Raw genomic sequence first — 24,068 nt, 5'->3', positions numbered from 1 at the left:
GCTTAACGTTGATCGACGACCGTCGTGTTGTAAGTCGTCGAACCGATGATCACGTTTTTCAACGTGATTGCATTGACGTTGTACGCATAGATCGGCCCCGGTGTCGTAGCGCTTGCGGGCCCGGCGGAGACCGCCGTGCCCAGGTTGCAGTTCGAGATCGTGACGCCGCTGATTGGCGGAACGGACGGCGTTGGGGCGGGCCCGTTGTAGTCGAAGGCGACTGGTCCCTGAGCCACGATTGCCTGAAAACATGAACCCGTTACCCCGTTGAGCGTGACGTTGCTCGCCTGCACGTTGGAAATATTCACGTTCTGTACAACCGCGGGGCGAGTGCGAATGGCGTCGTTTGCCGGTTGATAGTCGCAGTCGAACGTAATCAGACCGCCCTGCGATGCGGAAGGATTACCCGCCGTCGCCGTGACGACGCCCACCGGCACCGTGCCATTGATCGGACTGCCGCTCAGCAACGCGCTGCCGTAGCCGCCGCCTTTCAGATTGATGCCGTTGGGCAGCGTGACTGTATCGACATAGAAGTTCTTCACGAAGCCGCCGCGATTCATATTCGTCTTGATGCGGATCGCGATGTTCAACGGATTGGTGGCCCAGTTCTGATTCAGCATCTGCAGATTGCGCGCGTAGATATTCTGCACACCGCCGCCCATTTCACTGCCGAGCGTGATGCCGCCGTGGCCGCTATTCATCGTGCAGTTCTGGATCACGTGATTCTGCGCGGGACCATACTGCGTATCGAGGTCCTTGCCTGACTTGATCGCGATGCAGTCGTCGCCGGTGTTGAACGTGACGCTGTCGCAGAGAACGTTGTTACACGCGTCCGGATCGAATCCGTCGTTGTTCGGGCCGATGCTGTCAGCCATCACGCCGCGAATCACGACGTTCTTGCAATCGGTTGGGTGGTGCTGCCAGAACGGCGTGTTGTTGGTGTGATAGTTCTCCATCAGCACGTTCGTACAACCAATAAACTCGACCATGCACGGACGCAGATAATGTCCGATGCCGAAAATCCGCTGTGCGATCGGCACGCCCGCTTCGGACAAAGCTGGCAGGTAGTTTTGATCCTCTTGCCAGGGTGTCGTAGGGCTTGTCAACAGCGTGTACAGCGCGTCGGAGATGCCGGGGTGCAGCAGTTTTAAGGTCGACGTTCTTCGGATTGATGTAGGCCTGTGAGGGCGTCGACGAGTTCACACAGCCGTAGGCCCCGTTCGATCCCTTGTAGGTCCACCAGCAGGTGGCGGTGTTGCCGGTTCCGGCGAACGGCGTCATCGCCTGGCCGTTGAGAATTGACGTAGTGTCTTCGCCGGTTAGGGCAATGTTGGTCTGATTGCGTGCGTAGACTGGCGAGCCGTAATTGAGGCAGTCGTTCGCCTGCCAGCGGCTATAGAAGAGGTTGCCGTTCGCGCCGCAGTTGACCGGGCCGTCTTTCGCGTAGTCCGCCGGGTTAGGGCTGAAATAGATCGTGCAGTTCGCGCTGAGGTGGAAGTTAACATTGCTGAGCAGGACGATCGGGCCGGCGCAATACCACGTGCCGGCCGGCACGACCACGCGGCCGCCGCCGGCCGCATTGCATGCCTGTATCGCGGCGAGAAACGCGGGCCTCGCGTCGGGCGCGTTCGCGGCATTGGTTTGCGCCGAGCCCGGACTCGCAACTGAAGACGCGCCCGTGTACGGATTGGTCGCGGCGACGACCGCGCAAGGCGCTGCGCCGTACTGGGTGACCACAAAATCGCGCGCCGGGAACATTGCCTGCGTGATGTTCTGGAGCGACGCGATGATCTGCGTCGCAGCGCCCGAGGTGCCCCAGATCGGGTCTTGCACCACCGGTGGAGTCGTGGTGGGAGCGGTGACGGAGCCGCCGCAAGCGGACAGTCCGCCTAGCAGGGTTGCGCCTGCGGAGGTTCCTGCGAGCACAATAAACGCTCTGCGATTAGGTGAGTTCGGCTCGTCCCGGTCGCGGATTCTCGATGTTGCCGGCTTGCCGTTGTTTTTATCTTTAGTTGCCACGGATGTCTCCTTGCCCTTTGCGGGCGTTGTGAGTGATCGTCAGTACTCGGAGGTCGTTATCGAAACGGTCTCTCTTGTCGTCAGTCATCCTTAATACTTGTAATAGAAGGCTGAGAATGAGCGTGAAACTGTTGTCGTTGAGACTCGCTCGCTCAGGCTGTGAACGTGCTGATGCGCCGCTCCATCTTCTCTATCTGCATAGAGGGGATGGAGCGGCGCGTGGAACAGGGCTGCGGGTTTAGGCGAAATACTGTTCACTTGATGACCGCTTTCGGTGAAATTCGCTGATTCAGCGGCTCCGATCGTCGGCGTATCCGGAAGTTCGACATCTTTCGCTTCACGCCGCGGGGATTACGCTTGCCGCGGCTTTGCACGGCACGCCCACTGGCGATTTCCCGCAGTAAGCTGAGCCTCCAACTTTGCCACTGCTCAGGGGGGAACGGCCGCCGCCTCGGGCAGGCGTCGGTTCAACACGCGTACGGCATGAACGAACGATAAGTCTTCCGGGTGCTGCCCGCTGTCCTGGGCAGCCTCATACATCAGTCGACGGATCGCCGCGTGGGTAAGCATTAACGCATAGAACTCCTGACGGACCAGATCAGGCGTCTTGCTACGCAGCACCTTCTTGCCGTCGCACAGATGTGTCTTGATCTCGTCAAACATCTCTTCTATTTTCCAGCGCCGGTGGTACAGCGCCGCGAGTTCTATGGCAGGCGCCACCGCTGCGTCCAGCAGATTGGTGATCAGGCGATACTGCGGCTCGGCATCAGGCACACCTTCCAGGCGATACTCGATGACCCGCACCTGCATGCCGTTGCGCTGGTGTCGCCTGTCGGTGTCACTGGCATAGACAGTGCTCAGGTACGAACCATCTGCCAGCGGCACTTCGCACGGCAGCCGCAAATTCGACTTCACGCGCCACAGCAGCTTCGCTCCGGTGGCCACCGCGTCGCGCCACATGTCATAGCCATAGAACAGGCGATCGGCCAGCACCAGCATGTCGTCCGAGAATGCCGGAAACAGCTGGCGTGTGAGCGCCTGTTCGCTGTGCTCGCATACCCCGCCCATCTGGACCTCACACAGCGCGTGCGTCGCACATTCGGCCAGCGCTACGAAGCGAATCTGCGGATACGCGGCCTCACCGCGCCCTCCCTGCGCATATCCGAACGCTTGCGCATTGGCCTTCTCATCGGGCACATCCAGCGTGGAGCCGTCCACGCTCATGACCCGATAGCCCGCATAGTCGCCGCCTGCGGTTCGTGGGTGTTGCGCCGCCTGCCGGGCGAACAGCTCGCGCATCACCTGCCATCCCAGGCGTGCGCGACCCTGCGAGATCGCCGCCTTGCTGACCTGCGCGTCGCGTACCTGGTCGCCGTAGATGCGCCGCAGTCCCTCGATCACCAGACGAAAACACTTCCTCATAGGCCACGCGCGGATACAGGCACATCGCCATCACGAAATACACCAGCACTTCACGCGGCATGTCGCGGCGCACGCGCGTCTGCACGCCGCACTTCGTGAGCGCCTCCTTGACCTGTCCCAGGGAGCAGTTCAGCGCCAGATACCCCACCGCCAGATAGTCCGCGAGCCGCGCCCCGCCTGGCAGCGTTGCTTCCGTTCTTGCCATCCTTCAAGCTCTTCTTGTTGGTTCAGAGGCTTGAAAGTTAACACAAATTTGAGCTTGTTAACAGTATTGGGGTTAGGCGGGCTGCTGGCCGATCTCGTGATTGGCGAGTATTTCGAGTGCGCGCACCATGGCGGAGTGATCCCATGCCTTGCCGCCATGCGCCGCGCAGGCGTTGAAGAGCTGCAGACAGGTGGCCGTATTCGGCAAGGAAACGCCGAGTGCCTGGGCTGTCGAAAGCGCGAGATTCAGATCCTTCTGGTGAAGCTCGATCCGGAAGCCCGGATCGAAGGTGCGCTTCGTCATCCGTTCACCGTGCACCTCGAGAATGCGCGAGGACGCAAAGCCGCCCATCAGCGCTTCGCGCACGCGCGCCGGATCGACGCCGGCTTTGGAGGCGAGCAGCAACGCTTCGCCGACGGCCTCGATCGTCGCGGCAACGATCACCTGATTGGCCACCTTGCACACCTGGCCTGCGCCGACCGCGCCGATCAGCGTGACATTCTTGCCCATCATGTCGAAGAGCGGCTTGACGCTCTCGAAGGTCGCCGTTTCGCCGCCCACCATGATGGTCAGCGAACCGGCCTTGGCGCCGACTTCGCCACCTGAAACCGGTGCATCCAGATAGTCCGCGCCGTGCTCGCGCACACGGGCCGCGAAGTCGCGCGTGGCCATCGGCGAAATCGAGCTCATGTCGACCACGATTTGTCCCGGGCGCAAGGCGTCGGCGAGTCCGTGTTCGCCAAACAGCACGCGTTCGACGTCCGGCGTGTCCGGCACCATGACGAAGATCACGTCGGCATGCGCCGCCACGGCGGCCGGGCTGTCACAGGCGACAGCGCCGGCCTGGGTGAGATCGTCGGGCACACCGCTGCGCGTGAACGCAGCAAGGGCCACGCCGTTCTTGAGAAGGTTGGCGGCCATGGGCTTGCCCATGATGCCGAGTCCAATAAAGCCTGCTTTTTGCATGGAATTCTCCGTGGATGTCATGGCGGCGGTTTCTACTTCCGTTGCTACTTCGCGTCCGCCTGTTTCTGCATGAAGTGTTTTTGAACCGTCTGTGCCGCGCCTTTTAGCAGTCCCATATCCGCACAGACCGCGATGACGCGGCAGCCCATCGAGAGATAGCGCTCCGCGTCGGCTTGCACGGGAGCAAGGATGCCGCTCGGTTTGCCGGCGGCCTGGGCGCGCTCGAAAACGCGTGCGATTGCCTGCTGCACGTCGGGATGATTCGGGTTGCCGATGTGGCCGTAGGCGGCCGCGAGATCGGACGGTCCGACGAAAACGGCGTCGACACCGTCCACGGCGAGAATCTCGTCAATGTTGTCGACGGCCTTGCGGCTTTCAATCTGAACGATGACGCAGACGTTGTCGTTGGCGATGTCGAAGTAATTGGCGACCGTCGCATAGCGATTGCCGCGCTGACTCACCGAGACGCCGCGGATACCCTGCGGCGGGTAGCGCGTCGCGGCGACAGCGCGCGCCGCGTCTTCGGCGCTGTCGACGAACGGCACCAGAAAATTCGAGAAACCACTGTCCAGGAGGCGCTTGATAAACACGCTGTCGTTAGCCGGCGGGCGTACCACCGGTGCGCTCGGGCTGTCCTTGAGCGCCATGAGTTGGGGGATCAGCGTCAGAACGTCGTTCGGTGCGTGTTCCGCATCGAGCAGCACCCAGTCGAAGCCGACAATGCCGAGCAATTCCGTGACGATCGGGCTGGCGAGCGAAGCCCAGCAGCCGATCAGGGTTTCGCCGCCGCAGACGGCGCGGCGAAAGCTATTGGGTAAGGGCTGGTAAGGCGTGGCTGCTGTCATGGGGATGTCTCCTGGGACTGCAATTAACCGGGCAAGCTCTGACGGTTACTAAACAGAACGTCATAGGTTGTCGTACGTCTTGGTGAAGATTAGCATCGGCTCATCTGCTTGTAACTGCCACGTAAACCCGAACTCCTCATGAGACAAGGGTTTCGGCTTGCGCGTATGGCGCTCAATGTTGTAGGATGACCTATATCTGTGATGTCCATCCAAGGAAAGCGAAATGTTGATTACCGGCGAAATGCTGATTGGCCGCCAAGCCGTGCGCGGCGAGGAAAAACCCTTGCGCGCGCTCAATCCCGCCACGGGATCCGAGATCGCCGAGCCGGTGTTCGGCAGCGGCTCGGTCGCGAATGTCGAGCTCGCCTGCGAACTCGCGCAAAAAGCGTTCGATCCGTACCGGCATCTGCCGCTCGCGGTGCGCGCCGAATTCCTCGAGCGTATCGCGGACGGCATCACGGCGCTCGGCGACGCGCTGATCCAGCGCGCGCACGAAGAGTCCGGCTTGCCGAAGGCGCGTCTCGAAGGCGAGCGCGGCCGCACGACGGGTCAGCTCAAACTGTTCGCGCAAGTGGTGCGCGCCGGCCAATGGCTCTCCGCCACGCTCGATTCGCCGTTGCCCGAACGTAAGCCTTTGCCGCGCTCCGACTTGCGGATGCAAAAGATTCCGCTGGGTCCGGTCGCGGTGTTCGGCGCCAGCAACTTCCCGCTCGCGTTTTCGGTGGCGGGTGGCGATACCGCGGCGGCACTCGCGGCGGGCTGCCCGGTGGTGGTGAAGGCGCATCGCGCTCACCTGGGTACCTCGGAGATGGTCGGCCGTGTGATTCAACAGGTCGCGCAGGATATGGACTTGCCGGAAGGCGTGTTCTCGATGATCGTCGGTGCCGGCAATTCCGTCGGTGAAGCGCTGGTCGCGCATCCGGCCATCAAGGCGGTGGGCTTCACGGGTTCGCGCGCCGGTGGCACGTCGCTGATGCGTGTCGCGGCCGCCCGGGCCGAGCCGATTCCGGTGTATGCGGAAATGAGCAGCATCAACCCGGTGTTCCTCCTGTCGAATGCGCTGTCGCAACGCGGTGAGGCCGTCGCGCGTGGCTTTGTCGATTCGCTGGTGCTCGGCGCGGGGCAGTTCTGTACCAACCCGGGGCTCGCGATCGCCGTCGACAGCGACGCACTCAAGGGCTTCGTTGCAACGGCGTCCGAGGCGCTGAGCGGCAAGCCGGCCCAGACCATGCTCACTGCCGGCATTCACGCGGCCTATGAAGAGGGTGAGGGGAAGCTGGCGGCAACAAAGGGTGTCGAAACGGTCGCGCAGGGTGTCGACGCGACGGGCCCGACGCAAGCACGCGCGGCCTTGTTCGTGACCGACGCGCTGACCTTCCTGTCCACGCCGGTCCTGGAGGACGAGGTTTTCGGGCCGGCGTCGACCATCGTGCGTTGCAAGGACGAGCAGGAAATGCTTGCCGTTGCAGAGCACTTTTCCGGTCAGTTGACCGCCACGGTGCAAATGGATAGCGCCGATCTGGCGGCGGCGAAGAAGCTGGTGCCGATTCTCGAGCGCAAGGCCGGCCGGATTCTGATCAATGGTTTCCCGACCGGCGTCGAGGTCTCGCACGCGATGGTGCACGGCGGCCCGTTCCCGGCCACGTCCGATAGCCGGGCTACGTCAGTGGGGACGACGTCGATCGAGCGTTTCCTGCGTCCGGTGTGCTATCAGGATTTCCCGGCCGATCTGCTGCCGGTGTCGCTGGCCGACGGTAATCCGCTGGACCTGTGGCGCCGTCGCGATGGCGAGATCACGCGTAGCTAAGCGACATAAGCGCGACACATGAGCGGCGTCTGAGTGGGCGCTGCGTAAGATAAAAAAATGGCCAGGATATCCCGGCCATTTTTTTGCATCCAGCGTGACGAATCAACGGTCGCTCAGTACACCGATTCAGCTATTCGCTTCCGCGCTTTCGTTGGCGCGCCGCAGCCGCTCGCGGCTATTGGACAGATGCATGCGCATTGCCGCGCGCGCGCCTTCGGCGTCGTGCCGCGTGATCGCTTCGAGAATGCTCTCGTGCTCCAGATTGACGAGCGACAGATACGCGTCGGGTTCGGCATGCGCGATTCCCGCCGAATCGAGCCGGTTGCGCGGGATCAGCGCGCTGCCCATTTGCGTGAGGATGTCGACGAAATACCGGTTGCCGGTTGCACGCGCCACGGAGATATGGAACTGCAGGTCGGCGTCGACGCTATCCAGGCCGTTGTGGCGGGTGGCTTCGATCGCATCGAGGGCGGCGCGCATGCGCGCGAGGTCGTCCGGCTTGGCCCGCTGAGCGGCGAGACCGGCGCATTCCGTTTCGAGGCTGATGCGCAGTTCCAGAATCGACAGCACGTCGCGCAAGGTGGTGGCGGGCACCATGTCGATGCCCAGCTTTTCGCGCTGCGGTTCGAGCACGAAGCTGCCGATGCCGTGGCGCGTCTCGATGATCTTGCCCGCCTGCAAGCGTGAAATCGCTTCGCGGATAACGGTGCGGCTCACGCTCAGCGTGACCATCAGCTGTGATTCGGTCGGCAGTTTGTCGCCGGGCTTCAAGGCGTTAGACGCAATTTGCTCGGTGACGTAGCTGACGACAAACTCGGCAAGATTGCGCGCGCGTCGTGGCGGTGCCGCGGATGCCAGTGGTGTAGCCATCGAAAACGCCCCTCGAATCAGATAGTTGCAGATACTTCCTGTTGTTCATTATACCGTCGTCTGACGACTGATTATATAAACGCCGGATCATTTTCGGCATCGACGTCAAACTCGGCGTCGCTGCCCGGTTTCAGGCGCCAGGCGGGCAAGCCGCCTGGTTTTGCCGGCACCCGGGGAAGTACGATAACAGCCTGACTGCTAGCCCGTGCGCAACTCGACCCGTTTGATGTCTTTCACGATGACCAGGTAGCTGAACACCGTCAGCAGGGCATTCAGGCCGACGAAAACCAGCGCGCCGTTGAACGATCCGGTCTTCGCGACGAGGTAGCCGATCACGATGGGCGTCACGATGCCGGCGACGTTGCCGAACATATTGAAGATGGCGCCCGACAAACCGAGAGCCTCCTTCGGCGAGGTATCCGCCACGACGGCCCAGCCGAGTGCCCCGATGCCCTTGCCGAAGAACGCGAGCGACATGAGCGCGACGACGATCCAGTCGGTCGACACATAGTTGCAGCCGATGATGCACACCGACAGCAGCATGCCGCCGACAATCGGCACCTTGCGCGCGATGGTGAGCGAATGCCCGCGCCGGATCAGCCCGTCGGACAGGATGCCGCCGAGCACGCCACCGGAGAATCCGCAAATCCCGGGCAGCGACGCCACCAGACCCGCTTGCAGAATCGTCATGCCGCGCGCCTGCACGAGGTAGATCGGAAACCACGTCAGGAAGAAGTAGGTCAGCACGTTGATGCAGTACTGCGCGAGATAGACGCCGAGCAGCATCCGGTTGCTCAGCAGTTGACGCACCAGCGACCAGCCGCCGGCGCTGGTGACGTCCTCGACCCGGGCCGCTTGCTGATGCCCGTTCACCACGCCGCCGCCCTGTTCGATGTAATCGAGCTCGGCGCGCGAGACGCGCGGGTGGTCGGTGGGGTTCTTCATCACCTTCAGCCAGGTGATGGCGAGCAACAGTCCGGTCACGCCCATCACGAGGTAGACCGCGTGCCAGCCGAATGCATGGGTCAGCCATGCCATCAGCGGCGTGAAAATGACCGCCGCGAAGTATTGCGCCGAATTGAAAATGGCGGAGGCGGTGCCGCGTTCGTTGGTGGGAAACCAGCTGGCCACGACCTTGGCGTTGGCCGGAAACGCCGGCGATTCCGCCGCGCCCATCGCAAAGCGCAGCACGAACAGCGCGGTGACGGCGGCCGCCGCGCTGCCCAGCAGGCCGATCGAACTCTGCAGCAGCGTAAACAGCGACCACAGGAAAATGCTCGCCGCGTAGACGCGCCGCGCGCCGAAACGGTCGAGCAGCCAACCCGCCGGCAATTGCGACAGAACATAGGCCCAGCTGAACGCGGAGAAGATGTAACCCATCTTGATCGCGTCGAAGCCGAACTCGGCGCGCATCGCGGACCCGGTCACCGAGAGCGTGGCGCGGTCCGCGTAATTGAATGTCGTGATCACGAAGATCAGCAGCAAAATCGCGTAGCGGACTTTGGTGCGCTTGGCGACATGGGCGGGGCTCGCGGTGCGGCTCATTTCCATCGTCATCTCCTGAATTCTTATCAGTAAAGAGCGCCCGGCGACGTTACCATCCCGGGCGCTCTTTGCAGTGCCGTGTGCGCGAACCTGGTTCGCACGGCCTGGCGCCTTGCTGGGTTACTGCGTCATTGCGTTATTGCGCGCCGAGCTTCTTGATCAGCACGTCGAGTTGCGCCATTTCTTCTTCGGTCAGATCGGTCAGCGGTGCGCGCACCGGACCTGCGCTGTGGCCAACCAGCTTCGCGCCGGCCTTCACGATACTGACCGCATAGCCCTGGCGGCGGTTGCGGATCGCCAGATACGGCAGGAAGAATTCGTCGATCAGCTTGCCGACGGTCGCGTGGTCGTCCGCGGCAATCGCGCGGTAGAAGTCCATCGCGGTCTTCGGGATGAAGTTGAACACCGCCGACGAATACACCGGCACGCCCAGCGCCTTATAAGCCGCGGCGTAGACTTCAGCCGTCGGCAGGCCGCCGAGGTACGAGAAGCGGTCGCCAAGACGGCGGCGGATCGACACCATGTTCTCGATCTCGCCCACGCCGTCCTTGAAGCCGATCAGGTTCGGGCAGCGCTCGGCCAACCCTTCGAGCATGTCGGCGTTAAGCTTGGAATTCGCGCGGTTGTAGATGATCACGCCCATGTTCGGCACGGACTTGCAGACTTCTTCCGCGTGCGCCGCGATGCCTTCCTGGCAGGCTTCGGTCAGGTAGTGCGGCATCAGCAGAATGCCGTTCGCGCCGTGACGTTCGGCTTCCTGGGCATACGCGATCGCTACGCGGGTCGGGCCGCCCGCACCGGCGAGAATCGGCACCTTGCCTTTGCAGACTTCCGTGGCCGTGCGTACGACGTTCGAGTAGTCGTTATGCGTGAGGGAGAAGAATTCGCCCGTGCCGCCGGCGACGAACAGTGCCGACGCACCGTAAGGCGCGAGCCATGCGAGGCGCTCGGCATAGGTATCGGCGCGAAAATCGCCTTGTTCGTCGAAGTCGGTAACGGGGAAGGACAGAAGGCCTTCGGAAACGATCTGCTTCAGTTCCTGCGGTGTCGTCATGATGAGTATCCAGGGCGTCGAATAGGGTCGGTATTTGAGAAATGGAGATTTCTTATACGTCATCGTACAACAACAAATCGACTAACTCAACGGTGTTTTCACGGCATAATGCATGCCATAGGGTAAATGCGGACCATCCTGATCATCTTTCATGTTGTAGGATGACGTATGAATGATTGTCGCAACGACTGGCGCAACGACTGGCGCAGCACGCGTGAAATCGTCACAAGGATCGATGTAATGGAACACACCCCTCTCTATATTCGCGTTCACCCCAACGACAATGTCGCGATCGTCGTCAACGACGGCGGTCTGGGTGAGGGCGCCGTATTTCCCGATGGCCTGGCGCTGCGTGAGCGTGTTCCGCAAGGGCACAAGGTCGCGCTGGCCGATCTCGCGCAAGGCGACGAGGTCATCCGCTATAACGTGGTGATCGGTTACGCGCTCAAGGCTTTGCCGAAGGGCAGCTGGATCAACGAGCACGTGATCCGCATGCCGAGTCCGCCCGGACTGGAAGATCTGCCGATCGCCACCATCAAGGCACCGGAGATGCCGCCGCTGGAAGGCTTCACGTTCGAGGGCTATCGCAATGCCGACGGCTCGGTCGGCTCGCGCAACATTCTGGCGATCACGACCACGGTGCAATGCGTCGCCGACGTGGTTCAGCACGCGGTCACGCGCATCAAGGCCGAGCTGCTGCCGCATTATCCGAACGTCGACGACGTGGTGAGCCTCGGGCACACCTATGGTTGCGGCGTCGCGATCGACGCACCGGACGCGATGGTGCCGATCCGCACCGTGCGCAACATCAGCCTGAATCCGAATTTCGGCGGCGAGGTGATGATGGTCAGCCTCGGCTGCGAGAAGCTGCAACCCGAGCGTCTGATGCCGCCGGGCACGATTCCGATTGCCGCAGCCGCGAATGTCGCCGAAGTGGCTGACATTGGCGATGTCGAGGCCGATCTGAATGGCGACGTGGTTGTGCTTCAGGACGAAGCGCACGTCGGCTTCCAGTCGATGATCGAGTCGATCATGAGAATGGCCGACGGCCATCTGAAGCGGCTGAACAATCGCCGCCGCGAGACTTGCCCAGCCTCCGATCTGGTGATCGGCGTGCAATGCGGCGGCAGCGATGCATTTTCCGGGCTGACCGCGAATCCCGCCGTCGGCTTCGCCACCGATCTGCTGGTGCGCGCCGGTGCGACGGTGATGTTCTCCGAAGTGACCGAAGTGCGCGACGGGGTCGATCAACTGACGGCGCGCGCAGCCAATGCGGACGTGGCGGCCGCGATCATCCGCGAAATGCAGTGGTACGACGATTATCTGAAGCGCGGCGGCGCGGACCGCAGTGCCAACACCACGCCGGGCAACAAGAAGGGCGGCTTGTCGAACATCGTTGAAAAGGCCATGGGTTCGATCATCAAGTCGGGCAACTCGGCCATCTCCGGGGTGTTGTCGCCGGGTGAAAAGGTCAGGCAGAAGGGCCTGATTTACGCGGCCACGCCGGCCAGCGATTTCATCTGCGGCACGCTGCAGGTCGCGGCGGGCATCAACCTGCACGTGTTCACGACCGGCCGCGGCACGCCCTACAGCCTCGCGGAAGTACCGGTCATCAAGGTCGCGACGCGCTCCGATCTCGCGCGCCGCTGGCATGATCTGATGGACATCAACGCCGGTACCATTGCAACCGGCGCCGCGACAATCGAAGACGTGGGCTGGGAGCTGTTCCGCCTGATGCTCGACGTGGCGAGCGGACGTAAGCAGACCTGCGCGGAAAAACTCAAGCTTCACAATGCGTTGACATTATTCAATCCGGCACCGGTGACCTGATAGTACTGAACGTAACGACGAATAAGACTGGAACATGACTGACTCGAACCTTGAGCGCCCGGCGGCGCAAAAACCTTTCCGCCGTCTTCTGCTCACCGGCGCCGCCGGTAACCTCGGCCAGCAGTTGCGCGGTGCGCTCGCCGCGTGGGCCGATGTCGTGCGTGTCACCGATATCGCGCCGCTCGGCGACGTGGCGGACCATGAAGAAGCATCGATCGTCGACCTCGCCGATGAAGCCGCTGTTCACGCGCTGCTTGAAGGCGTGGATGCGGTGATCCATCTTGGCGGCATTTCCGTCGAGGCGCCGTTCGAAGATCTGCTCGCCGCGAATATCCGCGGCCTGTACAACCTCTATTCGGCCGCGCAGAAGCAGGGCGTGAAGCGCATCGTGTACGCGAGCTCGAATCATGCGGTGGGTTTTCATCCCACGACATCGGTGCTCGATATCGACGCGCCGCTGCGTCCCGACAGCCTGTATGGCGTGACGAAGTGCTTTGGCGAATCGCTGTCGCGCTACTACTTCGACCGCTTTGGTCTCGAGACCGTATGCCTGCGGATCGGCTCGTCGTTCGAGCAGCCGAAGAATCCGCGCATGCTCGTCACCTATCTGAGCTTTCGCGACTTTATCGAACTGGTGCGCTGCTCGCTGTTCACCAATCGGGTCGGGCACGCCATCGTTTATGGCGTTTCGGATAACCGCACCAAGTGGGTCGATAACACCAGGGCGGCGTTCCTCGGCTTTCGTCCGCAAGACAGTTCGATCGAATTCGAGCATCTCTTCCCGGTCACGGCGCCCACTGCCGAGTTCGATGATCCGACCCAGCATTTCCAGGGCGGCCCGTTCGTGCTGGCCGGTCCGATGGAGCCGAAGCGATGAGCGCCGCGGCCAACCCGCGAGTGGAGCGTCTTGAGGCGGAAGGGCAGGCACCCGCCGCGGTCGGCGAGAGTCCGGTGTGGCGTGCCGCGGAACAGGCGCTCTACTGGGTGGATATTCCTGCGCAAAAAATCGTGCGGCTACGGCTCGAAACGGCCGAGCGCGCCGAGTGGCAGTTGCCGGAGAAAGTGGCCTGTCTCGCGTTCGATCGTCGAGGGACGGTGCTGGCGGGCTGTGAGACCGGGCTCTTCGCGGTCACATTGACCGAAGGCGCGCCCCGCGGCGAGCCGATGAAGGTGACGGGCAGAAAACTTGCCGCGCCGGTCTTCGCGTTCGACGATATGCGCTTCAACGACGGCCGTTGCGATCGGCAGGGGCGCTTCTGGTCCGGCACGATGGTGCAGGACATGGCAGCGGCCATTCCCGCGGGCGCGCTCTATCGCTTCGATGAACACGGCGTGTTGTCGGAGCCGGTCGTCGACGCCTTGATCACGCAAAACGGTCTGGCGTGGTCGCCCGATGGGACCACGATGTATCTGTCGGACTCGCATCCTCTGCGCCGGCAAATCTGGGCATTCGACTACGACATCGAAGCGGGCGAGCCGCGCAATCGGCGTGTATTCGCCGATCTGCATCACTATGCCGGGCGGCCGGACGGCGCCGCGGTGGATGCGGATGGCTGCTACTGGATCTGCGCGAACGACGCAGGCCTGTTGCTTCGCTTTACGCCGAAAGGCAAGCTCGACCGGCAGATCGCCGTGCCGGCCGTAAAGCCGGCGATGTGCGCGTTCGGCGGCCGCAATCTGGACACGCTGTTCGTGACGTCGATTCGTCCCGCGACTGGCGCGAGCGAACACGACGGCCATCTCTTCGCCGTTCGCCCCGGCGTGACCGGGCTGCCCGAGCCTGAATACGCAGGCGAACTCTGAAAAAACGACGTATTTGAGACGGGGCGCCGGGGTATTAGCACGTCGGCGCCCAACAGTCGCAATCTTTTATTCATCACTTGTCGTACAACATAGTGGCGTAAATGCCACTTTCGGGTCATCTTCCTCTCTACGAAAAACATCAATGCGCGAGGCGCGGATTCCGCCTGCCTTCCCATCTGTATTGAATTTGCGGCTGATTTTAATCCGGAAACTCTTACTTCCTACCCGTCGCGGTGCGGGTAAATACCGGCTGTACAACTCAAACTCCGTTTTATAGACTTCATATGTCGTCGTACAACATATGGGCCCAAACAAATTCATTTCAAGATAGCCTGGGCCGCTGGACAAAGAGGACAGCGTTCTCTGTGTGTGACCCATTCGCGCGGAGTCCAGGCCGATGCAGTCGAAGCAAAGAAGTCGAATTGTCTGAGAGGAGTGCTGAGGATCTGTGCCGGGGATCGCGCGCAGGCCCGCACGCTAACAACCACGTTAACACTCTCGCCACCCGAAAGGGCGGTTGCCCGCCGCAATCGATTGGATGATCCATTTTTCAAGGAATGTCACGATGAACAAGAAGTTTGCCTCTTCCCGTGTTTCGATGATTGTCGCGGCCTCCGTGCTGGCGTTCAGCACCGTGTCGGCACACGCTCGCGTGTTCCGTGTGTCGGACGTGCATGGCGACACCTATCCGACCAATATGGCCGTGAAATACATGGGTGAAGAAATCAGCAAGGCAACCGGTGGCAAGGATTCCGTGAAGGTCTTCGGCAACAGCGCGCTGGGTTCTGAAAACGACACGATCGATCAGGTGCGCATCGGCGCACTGGACATGGCGCGCGCCAACGGTGCCGCGTTCAACGAGATCGTTCCTGAATCGATGATTCCGTCGCTGCCGTTCCTGTTTCGCGATATCGACCATTTCCGCAAAGTGATGTACGGCCCGGAAGGCCAGAAGATTCTCGACGCCTTCAAGGCGAAGGGCATGATCGCGCTGACGTTCTATGAGAGCGGCGCGCGCTCGATGTATGCGAAGAAGGCGATCCATTCGCCCGCCGACATGAAGGGCCTCAAGGTGCGCGTGCAGCCTTCGGATCTGATGGTCGACGAAATCAGGGCGATGGGCGGCACACCCACGCCGATGCCGTTCGCCGAAGTCTATACGGGCCTGAAGACGGGTCTCGTGGATGGCGCGGAAAACAATCTGCCGTCGTACGAAGAAACCAAGCACTTCGAAGTCGCGCAGTTCTATTCCGAAACCCAGCATTCCATGACGCCAGAAGTCCTGGTGTTCTCCAGGAAGGTGTGGGACACGCTGACGCCGCAGGAACAGGAGATCATCAAGAAGGCTGCGGCCGACTCGGTGCCTTACTACGAGAAGCTGTGGACCGCGCGTGAAGCGGACGCGGCAAAGACGGTCACCAAGGGCGGCGCGACGATCGTGACCGCCGCGCAGATCGACCGTCCTGCTTTCGTGAAGGCGATGCAACCGGTCTGGGCAAAGTACGAGAAGACACCGCAAATGAAGCAGATCGTCGACGAAATCCAGGCAGTCAAATAAGTTACGGCAGTAACGCGGTGTTGAAAGGTCTTACAGCAAATGCTGTGGGCCTTTCGCGCCGTACGGTTTCCTGAGCCGATCGTGGTGGCTAACAGGATTCCTGAAGATTAAAACTAAGTCCGTCGTAGGCAAGGATGGGGTCAATGAGATTCATGAAGCGCCCAAATGATTTTCTCTTCCGCGTGCTGGTTGTCGTGGCGTCGGCGAGTCTTGCCGCGCTGTGCCTGTTGGTGATCTACAGCGTTGTGATGCGCTATGTCTTCAGCGATGCACCGGATTTCGTCGAGCCCATTGCCCTCCTGCTGGTGATTGTGATCGCCATGTTCGGCGCCGCGCTCAAGGTTCGCGAAGGCGGTCATATCGGGCTTGACTCGCTGGTCAAGAAGCTGCCGCCGAAAGGTCAGGTCGTCGCTCATGCATTCCAGCATCTTTGCCTGATCGTGTTGGCCGTGGCAATTTTCTTCGGCTGCTGGCAGATGGCGGAGACGACGATGGACGACAAGATCCCGATTCTGGGCCTTCCGGAAGCGCTTCGTTATGTGATCCCGGTGATTGCCAGCGCCTGCATTGCTCTGTTCTCGTTCGAGAACCTGCTGGGGCTTTTCGCACAGAAACAAAAATAGAAGAATCATGGAACTTGCCATCCTCTCAGTTAGTTTCCTCGTTTTCCTCGTATTCGGGGTTCCTGTTTCGTTTGCGCTGGGACTCTCGTGCGTCCTGACGTATCTGTATGAAGGCTTGCCGGCGGCCACCGCCATGCAGTCGATGATTTCGGGAATGAACGCGTTTTCGTTCCTCGCGGTCCCGTTCTTCATTTTCTCCGGCGAGTTGATGCTGCACGGCGGTATCGCCGATCGTATCCTGCGTTTCGCACAGGCCACGGTGGGCCATTTCCGCGGCGGGCTCGGGATGGCTAACGTGGTCGCGTGCACGTTGTTCGGCGGCGTGTCCGGTTCGCCGACGGCGGATACTTCGGCCATGGGCGGCGTCGTCATTCCGCTGATGAAGCGCGAAGGCTACAGCGCGGCCTATGCCGTCAATGTGACGACTCATTCGTCGCTAGCAGGTGCGCTGATGCCCACGTCGACGAACATGATCATTTATGCGTTCGCTGCACAGGGCATCACTGGGACGTTGAACGGTCACCAGATGAGCGGCGTGTCGATCGGCGATCTGTTGTTTTCCGGTCTCTTGCCGGTGCTGTGGGTGATGGGTTTCGTGCTCATCGCCGCGTACTGGCAAGCGGTCAAGTTCGGCTATCCGCGCCGCGCTGACGGCTCGAGCGAATTGCAGCGCTTTCCCGGCTGGTTCGCGGTAGCCCGCACGTTCCTCGGCGCATTGCCCGGCTTGATGGTGATCGCGATCATTCTGTTCTGTGTGGCGAGAGGTATTGCCACTGCGACGGAAGCAGCGGCCATTGCCGTGGCTTATTCGCTGGTGCTGACCATCGTCGTGTATCGCTCGATGACGATGAAGAAGCTCTTTCACGCGCTCTCCAAGGCGGCAAAGACCACTGGCGTGGTGCTGTTGCTGATCGGCGTGTCGAACATGCTGCGCTACCAGATGGCTTATCTGGAGATTCCCGACGCCATTGAACACATGCTCGACGGTGCAACGAGCTTGCCCTGGTTGATGCTGCTTTATATCAACGTCATCCAGATCTTCCTAGGTACGTTCGTCGACATGGCGGCACACATCCTGATCACCACGCCGCTGTTCCTGCCGATGGCGATGCACGCCGGCGTTGGCCCGGTGCAGTTCGGGATCATGATTTTGCTGAACTGTGCATTGGGTCTCGTGCATCCGCCGATCGGCTCGGTGCAGTTCATCGGCTGTGCGATCGGCAATGTGTCGATAGGTGAAACCACCAAGGTGGCGTGGCCTTATTACCTGGCTATCTTCAGCGCGATCAACATTGTGACTTACGTGCCCATGTTTTCGACATGGTTGCCTAGCCTGATCAATGGCCACCCGGTGTTTTGAACGCTTGATTAAGAGCTGGCGCCGGTGCGGCACTGCCTGACGCAAAGAATAATTTTTTTAAAGAGGAGCAGAAATGAAAAAGGTAATAGCAACCTCGGCCCTTGGGTTGGTCGTCCTCGGCGCGCACGCTCAGAGCAGCGTGACGTTGTACGGTATCGTCGATACGGGGATCGGCTATCAGAGCAGCCAGACGTCGCTGGGTTCGACGAGCGGTGGTCGCTCGGTGATCAAGATGGTCAACGGCATCTGGGCGGGCAGCCGCTTCGGCCTGAAGGGCGGTGAGGACCTGGGCGGCGGCACGAAGGCGATCTTCCAGTTGGAAGAAGGCTTTAACAGTGCAACCGGCGCGCAGTCCGTCTCCGGTCTGGCGTTCAACCGCCAGGCGTATGTCGGCGTGACCAACGCGATGTACGGTACGTTCACGGCTGGCCGCCAGTACACGTCGTACTACACGCTGCTGTCGCCCTATAGCCCGACCACGTGGCTGACGGGCGCGTACGGCGCACACCCGGGCGATATCGATTCGCTGGATACGCTGTACCGCGCGAATAACTCGCTGGTGTACACGTCGCCGAACATGCATGGCCTGACGGTGAGCGGTTCGTATTCGCTGGGCGGCGTGGCGGGCAGCACCAATGCCGGTTCGACGTATAGCGCGGCGGTCCAGTACCTGAACGGTCCGTTCGGGATCGCGGCAGGCTACCAGCGCATCAATAATGCGGCGTCGGGCGGCGGTGCGTGGGACCCCAACTCCACGACGTCGAATAACGGCGCGCAGACGGCGGTGTCGGGCATCAACAACGGCTACCAGACGGCGCAGGCGCAACAGCGCGTGGCGGTGACGGGCGGCTATGCGTTCACGTCGCAATGGGATGTCTCGTTCTCGTATTCGAACGTGCAGTACATCCCGGGCATCCACTCGGCGTTCCAGAACGAGGCGATTTTCAACACCGCTGGCGCCGTGCTGCACTTCAAGCCGCTGTCGGTGCTGGACCTGGCCGCCGGCTATAGCTACACGCGCGCAACCAAGGCAAATGGCATTACGAGCGCGGCCAGCTATCAGCAGTTCAATCTCTCGCAGTACTACAGCCTCTCCAAGCGGACCGGCCTGTATGCACTCGAGGCTTATCAACGTGCGGGTGGCCAGACCCTGGTCCCGAACAAGGCCGGTACGGCGACGAGCATCATCAACGCAACGGCCGATATCGGCGACGGCCAGAACGGCGCGCCGTCCTCGTCACGCAGCCAGTTCGCGGCAGGCGTGGGTATCATTCACCGCTTCTAATTGGCGGGTGACGTGACGGCGTCTGTCGACGCCGTCACAGCGACGCGTTTCAGAGACGCGTCGCTCAGCAGTACCAGCTGCGCGCGCCACGCGCGCAGTATTTCCGGGCGCTCACGCGTCTTTTTCGGACCACAAACGCCCACCCGTTGCCCAGTTTTCGCGTTTGACGTCGGTGAGGATGATGTCCACCGAGTTCGGCTCGACGCCGAGCGATTCGCACGTCGCCTTGGTGATGGCTTCGACGAACTGGCGTTTCTGTTCCAGCGAGCGGCCTTCGAAGAGTTCGATATGAAACGTGGGCATTGCGTGACTCCGTGATGATTGATGGCGAGAGGTTACGTGGAGACGTTACGTCGGGAAGTTACGTCGGGAAGTTACGTCGGGAAATGAGTTCAATCACGGTACGTGCGATCGAGCCGGTCGAGCTTGCGTAGCAAGGCGGGCCATTCCAGCGCGCCTTCGATCGCACCGCCGTCGAACAGTTGCTCGGCTGTGCGTGCGGCTACGGCATCGCCCGGCACGACGAGCTCGCGGCCGCATGCCTGCGCCTGCAACTGGATTTCGCAGGCCTTGATCAGCGTGGCCATCAGCACATAGGCTTCGGCAACGGTGCGGCCGGCGGTGAGCGTGCCGTGATTGCGCAACAGCATGGCCGGTTTGTCGGCAAGATGCGCGACGAGGCGTTCGCCCTCGGTCGGCGTAAAGGCGAGGCCTTCGTAATCGTGATACGCGAGGTGGCCGTAAAAACGCAGCGCGTGTTGCGACGCCGGCAGCAAACCGGCCGGCTGCGCGGAAACCGCCACGCCTGCCGTGTTGTGCAGGTGCATCACGCAGAAAGCATCGGCGCGGGCTGCATGCACGGCGGCGTGCAGCGCGAAACCGGTGGCGTTAACCGGATGGGCGCTCGCGCCGACGATGTTGCCTTCAATATCGATCTTCACCAGGTTCGACGCGCACACTTCGTCGAATGCGAGACCGAACGGATTGATCAGGAAGTGGCCGGGTTCGCCGGGAACGCTGGCCGAGATATGCGTGTAGATCAGGTCGTCCCAGCCGTTGAGCGCCGCGAGGCGATAGGCGGCGGCCAGATCGAGGCGGGTCTGGTGTTCGGCTTCGGACATCGGCCCCGCCTCGGCGACACGGCCTGCGGGCGTGTGGGTGAACGACATGTGTGTCTCCTGAGATTGGCTGGTGGGCTGTGACTGCGGCCTAACCCGCGCGCCTGGCCGATGCTGTTGACGTGACGCGCCGTCCGGCTTCGGCGCGCTCCGCCGATTCGGGGACTGCCGCACCGCGCTTAAGCTGGCCATTGAGCCACTGCATGCTCCATGTTGCGAGGACGAATGGCGCAGTCATGGCCGGCAACGCATAGTAAGCGGCCGTCGCCTGTAATACGACCGAAATCGCAACACCGCCGAGCGTTACCGCGATACCGCAATCGGCCAGTGCGATCGCGGTCAGTGCACCGTTGAATCCTAACAGGCCCGCGTCGAACGAGTTCGTACTTGCGCCAAGGAGCAGATGCGCGGCGCACGCGAGGCCCACACCGATCAAGGCCCACAGCGCATGCCGCCGTGACGCCGCCGCGATGCCGATCAACACAAGCAAACCAGGCAGTGCGCCGGACGCAAAACCGGTTTGCGCGAATCCGGCGAGTACGCCGGTGCTCAACTTCGCCGCACCGAGCGCGTGCTCAGCGGTGAGGCTGGCTTGCGGCGCGACGCGCGTTACCAGCGGCAGCCAAAGCCACGTGACGATCAAACAAGGGCTGGAGAAATAGCCGAGCCCACACACGCGCAAGCGGCGCGACCACGGTTCCAGCAGCCACGCCGTGCCCGTCGCGGCCAGGATCGCCACGGCGGCGGCCGTCGCGTTGTCGGCGATGAAGCTGAATGCGGCGAGACCGGCCAGCGCGCCGTTAAAGCCGTGCAGTCCTGCCCGTGTGTCGTCCTCCCGATAGCTGGCCAGCACCGCGCTCACGTTGGCCGCGATCACGCCCATTAGCGCCGCGCAGGCGAGGCGCGGATCGCATAGCAGCCACGCGGCGAGCAGGCACGCACCGGTGAAAGCGTTCGGCTGCAGCACGATCTGGCCGAAACTGCGCAACAGGGTGCGCAAGGCGGCGGATTGTGCTTCGTTTGCGGCGGCGTGCATGGTTTAAAGGCGGCGAATTCGATGCGGCGCGAGCTGGCCGCATGCAAATAAAGCGCACGCAGCAGGTCAGGTTGAGTGTGAACCGCGAGCATAGGCCACTTGCCCCGCGGCGGGCATTGCCAGGCGTTGATAGTGGCTATTTGCGACACATCCGGATCCTCGCGCCATGAGCCGAAAAGCAGTGTGTCGGCGCACCGAAAAATTTCGCGCTAGGATAGGAACCCGGCGCGCTTGCCGTGCCGTTCCGTTTCGTTCCAAAAAGGGGGCAGGCTGATGCGTGAACTAAGGTGGGCATCGGAAGAAGGCGAGGGCTTCGAACATCTGGTATTCGACGCGCGCGCGGACGGCTTTGCGGTGGAAAGCGTCGTGGTCGGGGAGCGCTACGGCAAAGAGTATGGCCTTTACTACAAGGTGCGCTGCGATGCGCAATGGCGCACCACCTATGCGTGGCTGAAGATCGTCGGCGGCGGCGAGGTGGAGTTGCACGGGGACGGCGCCGGCCATTGGCACGATGGCCATGGCCTCGTACTGAGCGCGATTGAAGGGTGCATCGATATCGATATCGCCGCGACGCCCTATACGAACACGTTGCCGATCCGCCGCCTGCAACTGGCCGAAGGCGAGCGTCAGCCGATTTCGGTGGCCTATATTTCGACGCCGGATTTGCAGGTCACGCCTGCCGAGCAGGCGTATTCGTGCATCGAATTGAACCGCGTGTATCGCTACGAAGGCATCTTCCGCAATTTCACCGCTGACCTGACGGTGGATGAAGACGGCCTCGTGATCGACTACCCGACGCTATTCACACGCCTGCCGCGCGAGCGTTGATCGTCGAGGTGCCGGGGCCGCCGCTGGCTGCCGGCCGCGGCGCCCGGTGCTGCTCGACAAAGCGCTCGATGCCTGCCGCGATACGCTCGGGTTCGCGCAAGACGACCCAATGGCCGGCATCGATTTCCATGCGGCTATACGCGCCGAGCCAGCCTTCGAGTCCGATGGAAAGCTCGGGCCCGACATAGCGATCGCGCAGCGGCACGATGAATTGCACCGGCGCATGCGCATGGCGTGCGCGCGGGTGCAGCAACTTATCGATGAAATTGGCGCGGTAGAGATTCAGGCCATTGATCGCGTTGCGCGTTTGCGCCGGATCGCGTTCAGGGCGCACCCGTTCCGTCAGGCGCAGCCATAACGGCCACATGCGTGCGCCGCCCGCGCGCCAGACCAGTTCCGGCAGCAACGGCAGGTGAAAGAAGAAGATGTACCAGGATTTGAGCGTTTGCCGAAGTCCGCTGCCGAACGGACGCTTCGCTGCCTGACGTGCTTTGGGCTGTCCCTCATGATCCTCACCTGCGCCGCCGCGTAAGTCGAGCGACGCGTGATCGAGGCACGGCCCGGAGATCGACGTGTACGATGCAATGCGGCCCTTGAAGGCCGGGTCGGTGACCGCTTCCCAGCTTTGAATCGACCCCCAATCGTGACCGACCAGGTGAAACGGTTGCGCGCCGCACGTTGCATCGGCGACGGCAGCGAGATCGGCGGCCAGCCGCTCGAGCGGGTAAGCCGCGCGCGACTGCGGCGCGCCGGACGCGCCCGCGCCGCGCACGTCATAGCTGATCACGCGGTAGCGCGCGTCGAGTTGCGCGCGGACCGGTTCCCACACTGCCGCCGAATCCGGATAACCGTGCACCAGCACGATCGGCGGCGCGTCGCGCGGTCCACTCACGTAGACGGCGAGCCGCACGTCGCCGGCGTCGACCGACAGCGTGTCGCGTATCACGCTGCCGCCTGCGCGCCACGCCGCGTGGCTTTGCGTGTGCCCGGTGTGATCGCGTTCGTGGCGTTCATCGCGTTACTCGCGTCGACCGCGGCGACGAGTCCGTCGATGCGCGCCAGTTGCGCGCGATTGTCGTGATCCCACGGATGAAAGCCCGGTCGGAAAAAGCTCAGCCATTCACCGGCAATCCGCGGAAACACGCCGTGACGTGGGCCGTACAGATACTTCACGACGCGCCACATGCCGCGGATATGCCCACCGCGTTTGCGATCGGCGATGAGCAGGCGCACGTGAAAGTCGAACACGATCAGCCAGAAGGTCAGCGTGGTGGTGAGCATCGTGCCGGTGCGCAGCAGGTAGCGTCCGAGGCCGGGCTTCAGCACCGCGTTCCATACGTCGTACGACACCGCTTTGTGTTCTGTTTCTTCAAGCGCATGCCACGTCCACATCTGCGTATAGCCTTCAACCGAACCGCTGATCCGCGAAGCGTCTTCCAGCAGCAAAGCGGCCAGCATCGCCGTGTAGTGCTCGAGGCAGACCGTCACCGCGAGTTGATACGAATGCGGCAGGTGTCTGCGGAAGAAGTTGAGAATCGCCCACAGCCGCTTGTCGAGCTTATGCGCGGGTAAGCCGGCTTCCTGCAGCAGATCGTTGTATTCGATGTGCTCGCGCGTATGCATCGCTTCCTGGCCGATGAAGCCGTGCACCTGCTTCTTAAGCACAGGGTCGTCGATCTGGTCGCGGTAGTTGCGCACGCTGTCCATGAAGAAACGTTCGCCAGCCGGGAATAGCAGCGAAAGCGCGTTGAAGAAGTGTGTCACATGCGAGCCCTGCACGTGCCAATCGCAGGCGCGTTCCTGCGGCAAGTTGAAGCGAAGGTCGCGGCGAACCGGCATCATGGCCTTTCTCCTTTTGATTCTTTATGTGCTGCTGATCGTGCTGATCGGTTTC

Annotated in this window: 18 protein-coding genes and 3 pseudogenes; 9 read left to right on the top strand and 12 right to left on the bottom strand. The window is 61.9% G+C overall.

The genetic code is table 11. The annotated features are described in order from the left end of the window. Positions 1-2: 2 nt before the first annotated feature. The 4 genes and pseudogenes from B0G76_RS28200 to garL all read right to left on the bottom strand — a co-directional run bounded on the left by B0G76_RS28200 (position 3) and on the right by garL (position 5,457). Positions 3-2,019: pseudogene (locus tag B0G76_RS28200) on the bottom strand (glycoside hydrolase family 28 protein). A gap of 429 nt (positions 2,020-2,448) precedes the next feature. Next, a pseudogene (locus tag B0G76_RS28195) lies at positions 2,449-3,646 on the bottom strand (IS4 family transposase). Between the two features lie 72 nt (positions 3,647-3,718). Further along, positions 3,719-4,633, bottom strand: a complete 915-nt coding sequence (locus tag B0G76_RS28185; RefSeq protein WP_120295393.1) for a 2-hydroxy-3-oxopropionate reductase — start codon at positions 4,631-4,633, stop codon at positions 3,719-3,721. 23 nt (positions 4,634-4,656) lie between these two features. Further along, positions 4,657-5,457 (bottom strand): 2-dehydro-3-deoxyglucarate aldolase, encoded by an 801-nt coding sequence (garL, locus tag B0G76_RS28180; RefSeq protein WP_120295392.1) that lies wholly within the window; start codon positions 5,455-5,457, stop codon positions 4,657-4,659. A 223-nt stretch (positions 5,458-5,680) separates the two neighbouring features. Here garL and B0G76_RS28175 point away from each other — a divergent pair, with 223 nt between their 5' ends. After that, positions 5,681-7,264 (top strand): aldehyde dehydrogenase (NADP(+)), encoded by a 1,584-nt coding sequence (locus B0G76_RS28175; protein ID WP_120295391.1) that lies wholly within the window; start codon positions 5,681-5,683, stop codon positions 7,262-7,264. A gap of 126 nt (positions 7,265-7,390) precedes the next feature. On the opposite strand, the gene B0G76_RS28170 is transcribed toward B0G76_RS28175, so the two are convergent. The 3 genes from B0G76_RS28170 to kdgD all read right to left on the bottom strand — a co-directional run bounded on the left by B0G76_RS28170 (position 7,391) and on the right by kdgD (position 10,733). Next, positions 7,391-8,134, bottom strand: coding sequence for a FadR/GntR family transcriptional regulator (locus B0G76_RS28170; RefSeq protein WP_120295390.1), 744 nt, complete (start codon positions 8,132-8,134; stop codon positions 7,391-7,393). Between the two features lie 198 nt (positions 8,135-8,332). Next, on the bottom strand, positions 8,333-9,685 hold the full coding sequence (locus tag B0G76_RS28165; protein WP_120296886.1) for an MFS transporter: 1,353 nt from the start codon (positions 9,683-9,685) through the stop codon (positions 8,333-8,335). 130 nt (positions 9,686-9,815) lie between these two features. Next, positions 9,816-10,733 carry a 5-dehydro-4-deoxyglucarate dehydratase gene (gene kdgD / locus B0G76_RS28160; RefSeq protein ID WP_120295389.1) on the bottom strand — a complete coding sequence of 306 codons (918 nt, stop codon included), beginning with the start codon at positions 10,731-10,733 and terminating at the stop codon, positions 9,816-9,818. Between the two features lie 240 nt (positions 10,734-10,973). Here kdgD and garD point away from each other — a divergent pair, with 240 nt between their 5' ends. The 7 genes from garD (at position 10,974) to B0G76_RS28125 (ending at position 19,192) form a co-directional block, all read left to right on the top strand. Continuing rightward, positions 10,974-12,563, top strand: coding sequence for a galactarate dehydratase (gene garD, locus B0G76_RS28155; protein WP_120296885.1), 1,590 nt, complete (start codon positions 10,974-10,976; stop codon positions 12,561-12,563). A 34-nt stretch (positions 12,564-12,597) separates the two neighbouring features. Continuing rightward, complete coding sequence (locus tag B0G76_RS28150; RefSeq protein ID WP_120295388.1) at positions 12,598-13,440, top strand: NAD(P)-dependent oxidoreductase; 843 nt, start codon at positions 12,598-12,600, stop codon at positions 13,438-13,440. Further along, a complete protein-coding gene (locus tag B0G76_RS28145; RefSeq protein ID WP_120295387.1) occupies positions 13,437-14,366 on the top strand; it encodes an SMP-30/gluconolactonase/LRE family protein in 930 nt (309 codons plus the stop codon). Before B0G76_RS28150 ends, B0G76_RS28145 begins: the two co-directional genes overlap by 4 nt. 565 nt (positions 14,367-14,931) lie before the next feature. Continuing rightward, the gene (locus B0G76_RS28140; RefSeq protein ID WP_120295386.1) at positions 14,932-15,924 is read left to right on the top strand and encodes a TRAP transporter substrate-binding protein; all 993 of its coding nucleotides are present in this window, start codon (positions 14,932-14,934) and stop codon (positions 15,922-15,924) included. A gap of 143 nt (positions 15,925-16,067) precedes the next feature. Continuing rightward, positions 16,068-16,547, top strand: a complete 480-nt coding sequence (locus tag B0G76_RS28135; RefSeq protein WP_259460749.1) for a TRAP transporter small permease — start codon at positions 16,068-16,070, stop codon at positions 16,545-16,547. Positions 16,548-16,554: 7 nt separating this feature from the next. Continuing rightward, the gene (locus B0G76_RS28130; protein WP_120295384.1) at positions 16,555-17,907 is read left to right on the top strand and encodes a TRAP transporter large permease; all 1,353 of its coding nucleotides are present in this window, start codon (positions 16,555-16,557) and stop codon (positions 17,905-17,907) included. Positions 17,908-17,980: 73 nt separating this feature from the next. Beyond that, positions 17,981-19,192, top strand: coding sequence for a porin (locus B0G76_RS28125; RefSeq protein WP_120295383.1), 1,212 nt, complete (start codon positions 17,981-17,983; stop codon positions 19,190-19,192). 111 nt (positions 19,193-19,303) lie between these two features. Here the strand turns inward: B0G76_RS28125 and B0G76_RS28120 are convergent. From B0G76_RS28120 to B0G76_RS28110, 3 genes and pseudogenes are all read right to left on the bottom strand, one after another. Further along, positions 19,304-19,501: pseudogene (locus B0G76_RS28120) on the bottom strand (4-oxalocrotonate tautomerase); the annotation flags it as partial. A gap of 83 nt (positions 19,502-19,584) precedes the next feature. Continuing rightward, a complete protein-coding gene (locus tag B0G76_RS28115) occupies positions 19,585-20,361 on the bottom strand; it encodes a class II aldolase/adducin family protein (RefSeq protein WP_120295381.1) in 777 nt (258 codons plus the stop codon). 40 nt (positions 20,362-20,401) lie between these two features. Then, positions 20,402-21,346 carry an urea transporter gene (locus B0G76_RS28110; protein WP_120295380.1) on the bottom strand — a complete coding sequence of 315 codons (945 nt, stop codon included), beginning with the start codon at positions 21,344-21,346 and terminating at the stop codon, positions 20,402-20,404. A gap of 273 nt (positions 21,347-21,619) precedes the next feature. On the opposite strand from B0G76_RS28110, the gene B0G76_RS28105 reads away from it, so the two are divergent. After that, complete coding sequence (locus B0G76_RS28105; RefSeq protein ID WP_120295379.1) at positions 21,620-22,174, top strand: putative glycolipid-binding domain-containing protein; 555 nt, start codon at positions 21,620-21,622, stop codon at positions 22,172-22,174. Here the strand turns inward: B0G76_RS28105 and B0G76_RS28100 are convergent. Both B0G76_RS28100 and B0G76_RS28095 read right to left on the bottom strand, forming a co-directional pair. Then, a complete protein-coding gene (locus tag B0G76_RS28100; protein WP_120295378.1) occupies positions 22,149-23,120 on the bottom strand; it encodes an alpha/beta fold hydrolase in 972 nt (323 codons plus the stop codon). The two genes, B0G76_RS28105 and B0G76_RS28100, sit on opposite strands and share 26 nt — an antisense overlap. Then, complete coding sequence (locus B0G76_RS28095) at positions 23,117-24,016, bottom strand: metal-dependent hydrolase (protein ID WP_120295377.1); 900 nt, start codon at positions 24,014-24,016, stop codon at positions 23,117-23,119. Before B0G76_RS28095 ends, B0G76_RS28100 begins: the two co-directional genes overlap by 4 nt. Positions 24,017-24,068 lie beyond the last annotated feature (52 nt).

Source organism: Paraburkholderia sp. BL23I1N1, from assembly GCF_003610295.1.
Lineage (GTDB): Bacteria > Pseudomonadota > Gammaproteobacteria > Burkholderiales > Burkholderiaceae > Paraburkholderia.
Note: the sequence above shows the minus strand (reverse complement) of the source record. Positions and strands in the feature narration are given on the sequence as shown.

Bases quoted from the DNA above. Each gene is read 5' to 3' on its own strand.
- B0G76_RS28185 (WP_120295393.1), bottom strand. From the start codon at position 4,633: ATGACATCCACGGAGAATTCCATGCAAAAAGCAGGCTTTATTGGACTC.
- garL (WP_120295392.1), bottom strand. From the start codon at position 5,457: ATGACAGCAGCCACGCCTTACCAGCCCTTACCCAATAGCTTTCGCCGC.
- B0G76_RS28175 (WP_120295391.1), top strand. From the start codon at position 5,681: ATGTTGATTACCGGCGAAATGCTGATTGGCCGCCAAGCCGTGCGCGGC.
- B0G76_RS28170 (WP_120295390.1), bottom strand. From the start codon at position 8,134: ATGGCTACACCACTGGCATCCGCGGCACCGCCACGACGCGCGCGCAAT.
- B0G76_RS28165 (WP_120296886.1), bottom strand. From the start codon at position 9,685: ATGGAAATGAGCCGCACCGCGAGCCCCGCCCATGTCGCCAAGCGCACC.
- kdgD (WP_120295389.1), bottom strand. From the start codon at position 10,733: ATGACGACACCGCAGGAACTGAAGCAGATCGTTTCCGAAGGCCTTCTG.
- garD (WP_120296885.1), top strand. From the start codon at position 10,974: ATGGAACACACCCCTCTCTATATTCGCGTTCACCCCAACGACAATGTC.
- B0G76_RS28150 (WP_120295388.1), top strand. From the start codon at position 12,598: ATGACTGACTCGAACCTTGAGCGCCCGGCGGCGCAAAAACCTTTCCGC.
- B0G76_RS28145 (WP_120295387.1), top strand. From the start codon at position 13,437: ATGAGCGCCGCGGCCAACCCGCGAGTGGAGCGTCTTGAGGCGGAAGGG.
- B0G76_RS28140 (WP_120295386.1), top strand. From the start codon at position 14,932: ATGAACAAGAAGTTTGCCTCTTCCCGTGTTTCGATGATTGTCGCGGCC.
- B0G76_RS28135 (WP_259460749.1), top strand. From the start codon at position 16,068: ATGAGATTCATGAAGCGCCCAAATGATTTTCTCTTCCGCGTGCTGGTT.
- B0G76_RS28130 (WP_120295384.1), top strand. From the start codon at position 16,555: ATGGAACTTGCCATCCTCTCAGTTAGTTTCCTCGTTTTCCTCGTATTC.
- B0G76_RS28125 (WP_120295383.1), top strand. From the start codon at position 17,981: ATGAAAAAGGTAATAGCAACCTCGGCCCTTGGGTTGGTCGTCCTCGGC.
- B0G76_RS28115 (WP_120295381.1), bottom strand. From the start codon at position 20,361: ATGTCGTTCACCCACACGCCCGCAGGCCGTGTCGCCGAGGCGGGGCCG.
- B0G76_RS28110 (WP_120295380.1), bottom strand. From the start codon at position 21,346: ATGCACGCCGCCGCAAACGAAGCACAATCCGCCGCCTTGCGCACCCTG.
- B0G76_RS28105 (WP_120295379.1), top strand. From the start codon at position 21,620: ATGCGTGAACTAAGGTGGGCATCGGAAGAAGGCGAGGGCTTCGAACAT.
- B0G76_RS28095 (WP_120295377.1), bottom strand. From the start codon at position 24,016: ATGATGCCGGTTCGCCGCGACCTTCGCTTCAACTTGCCGCAGGAACGC.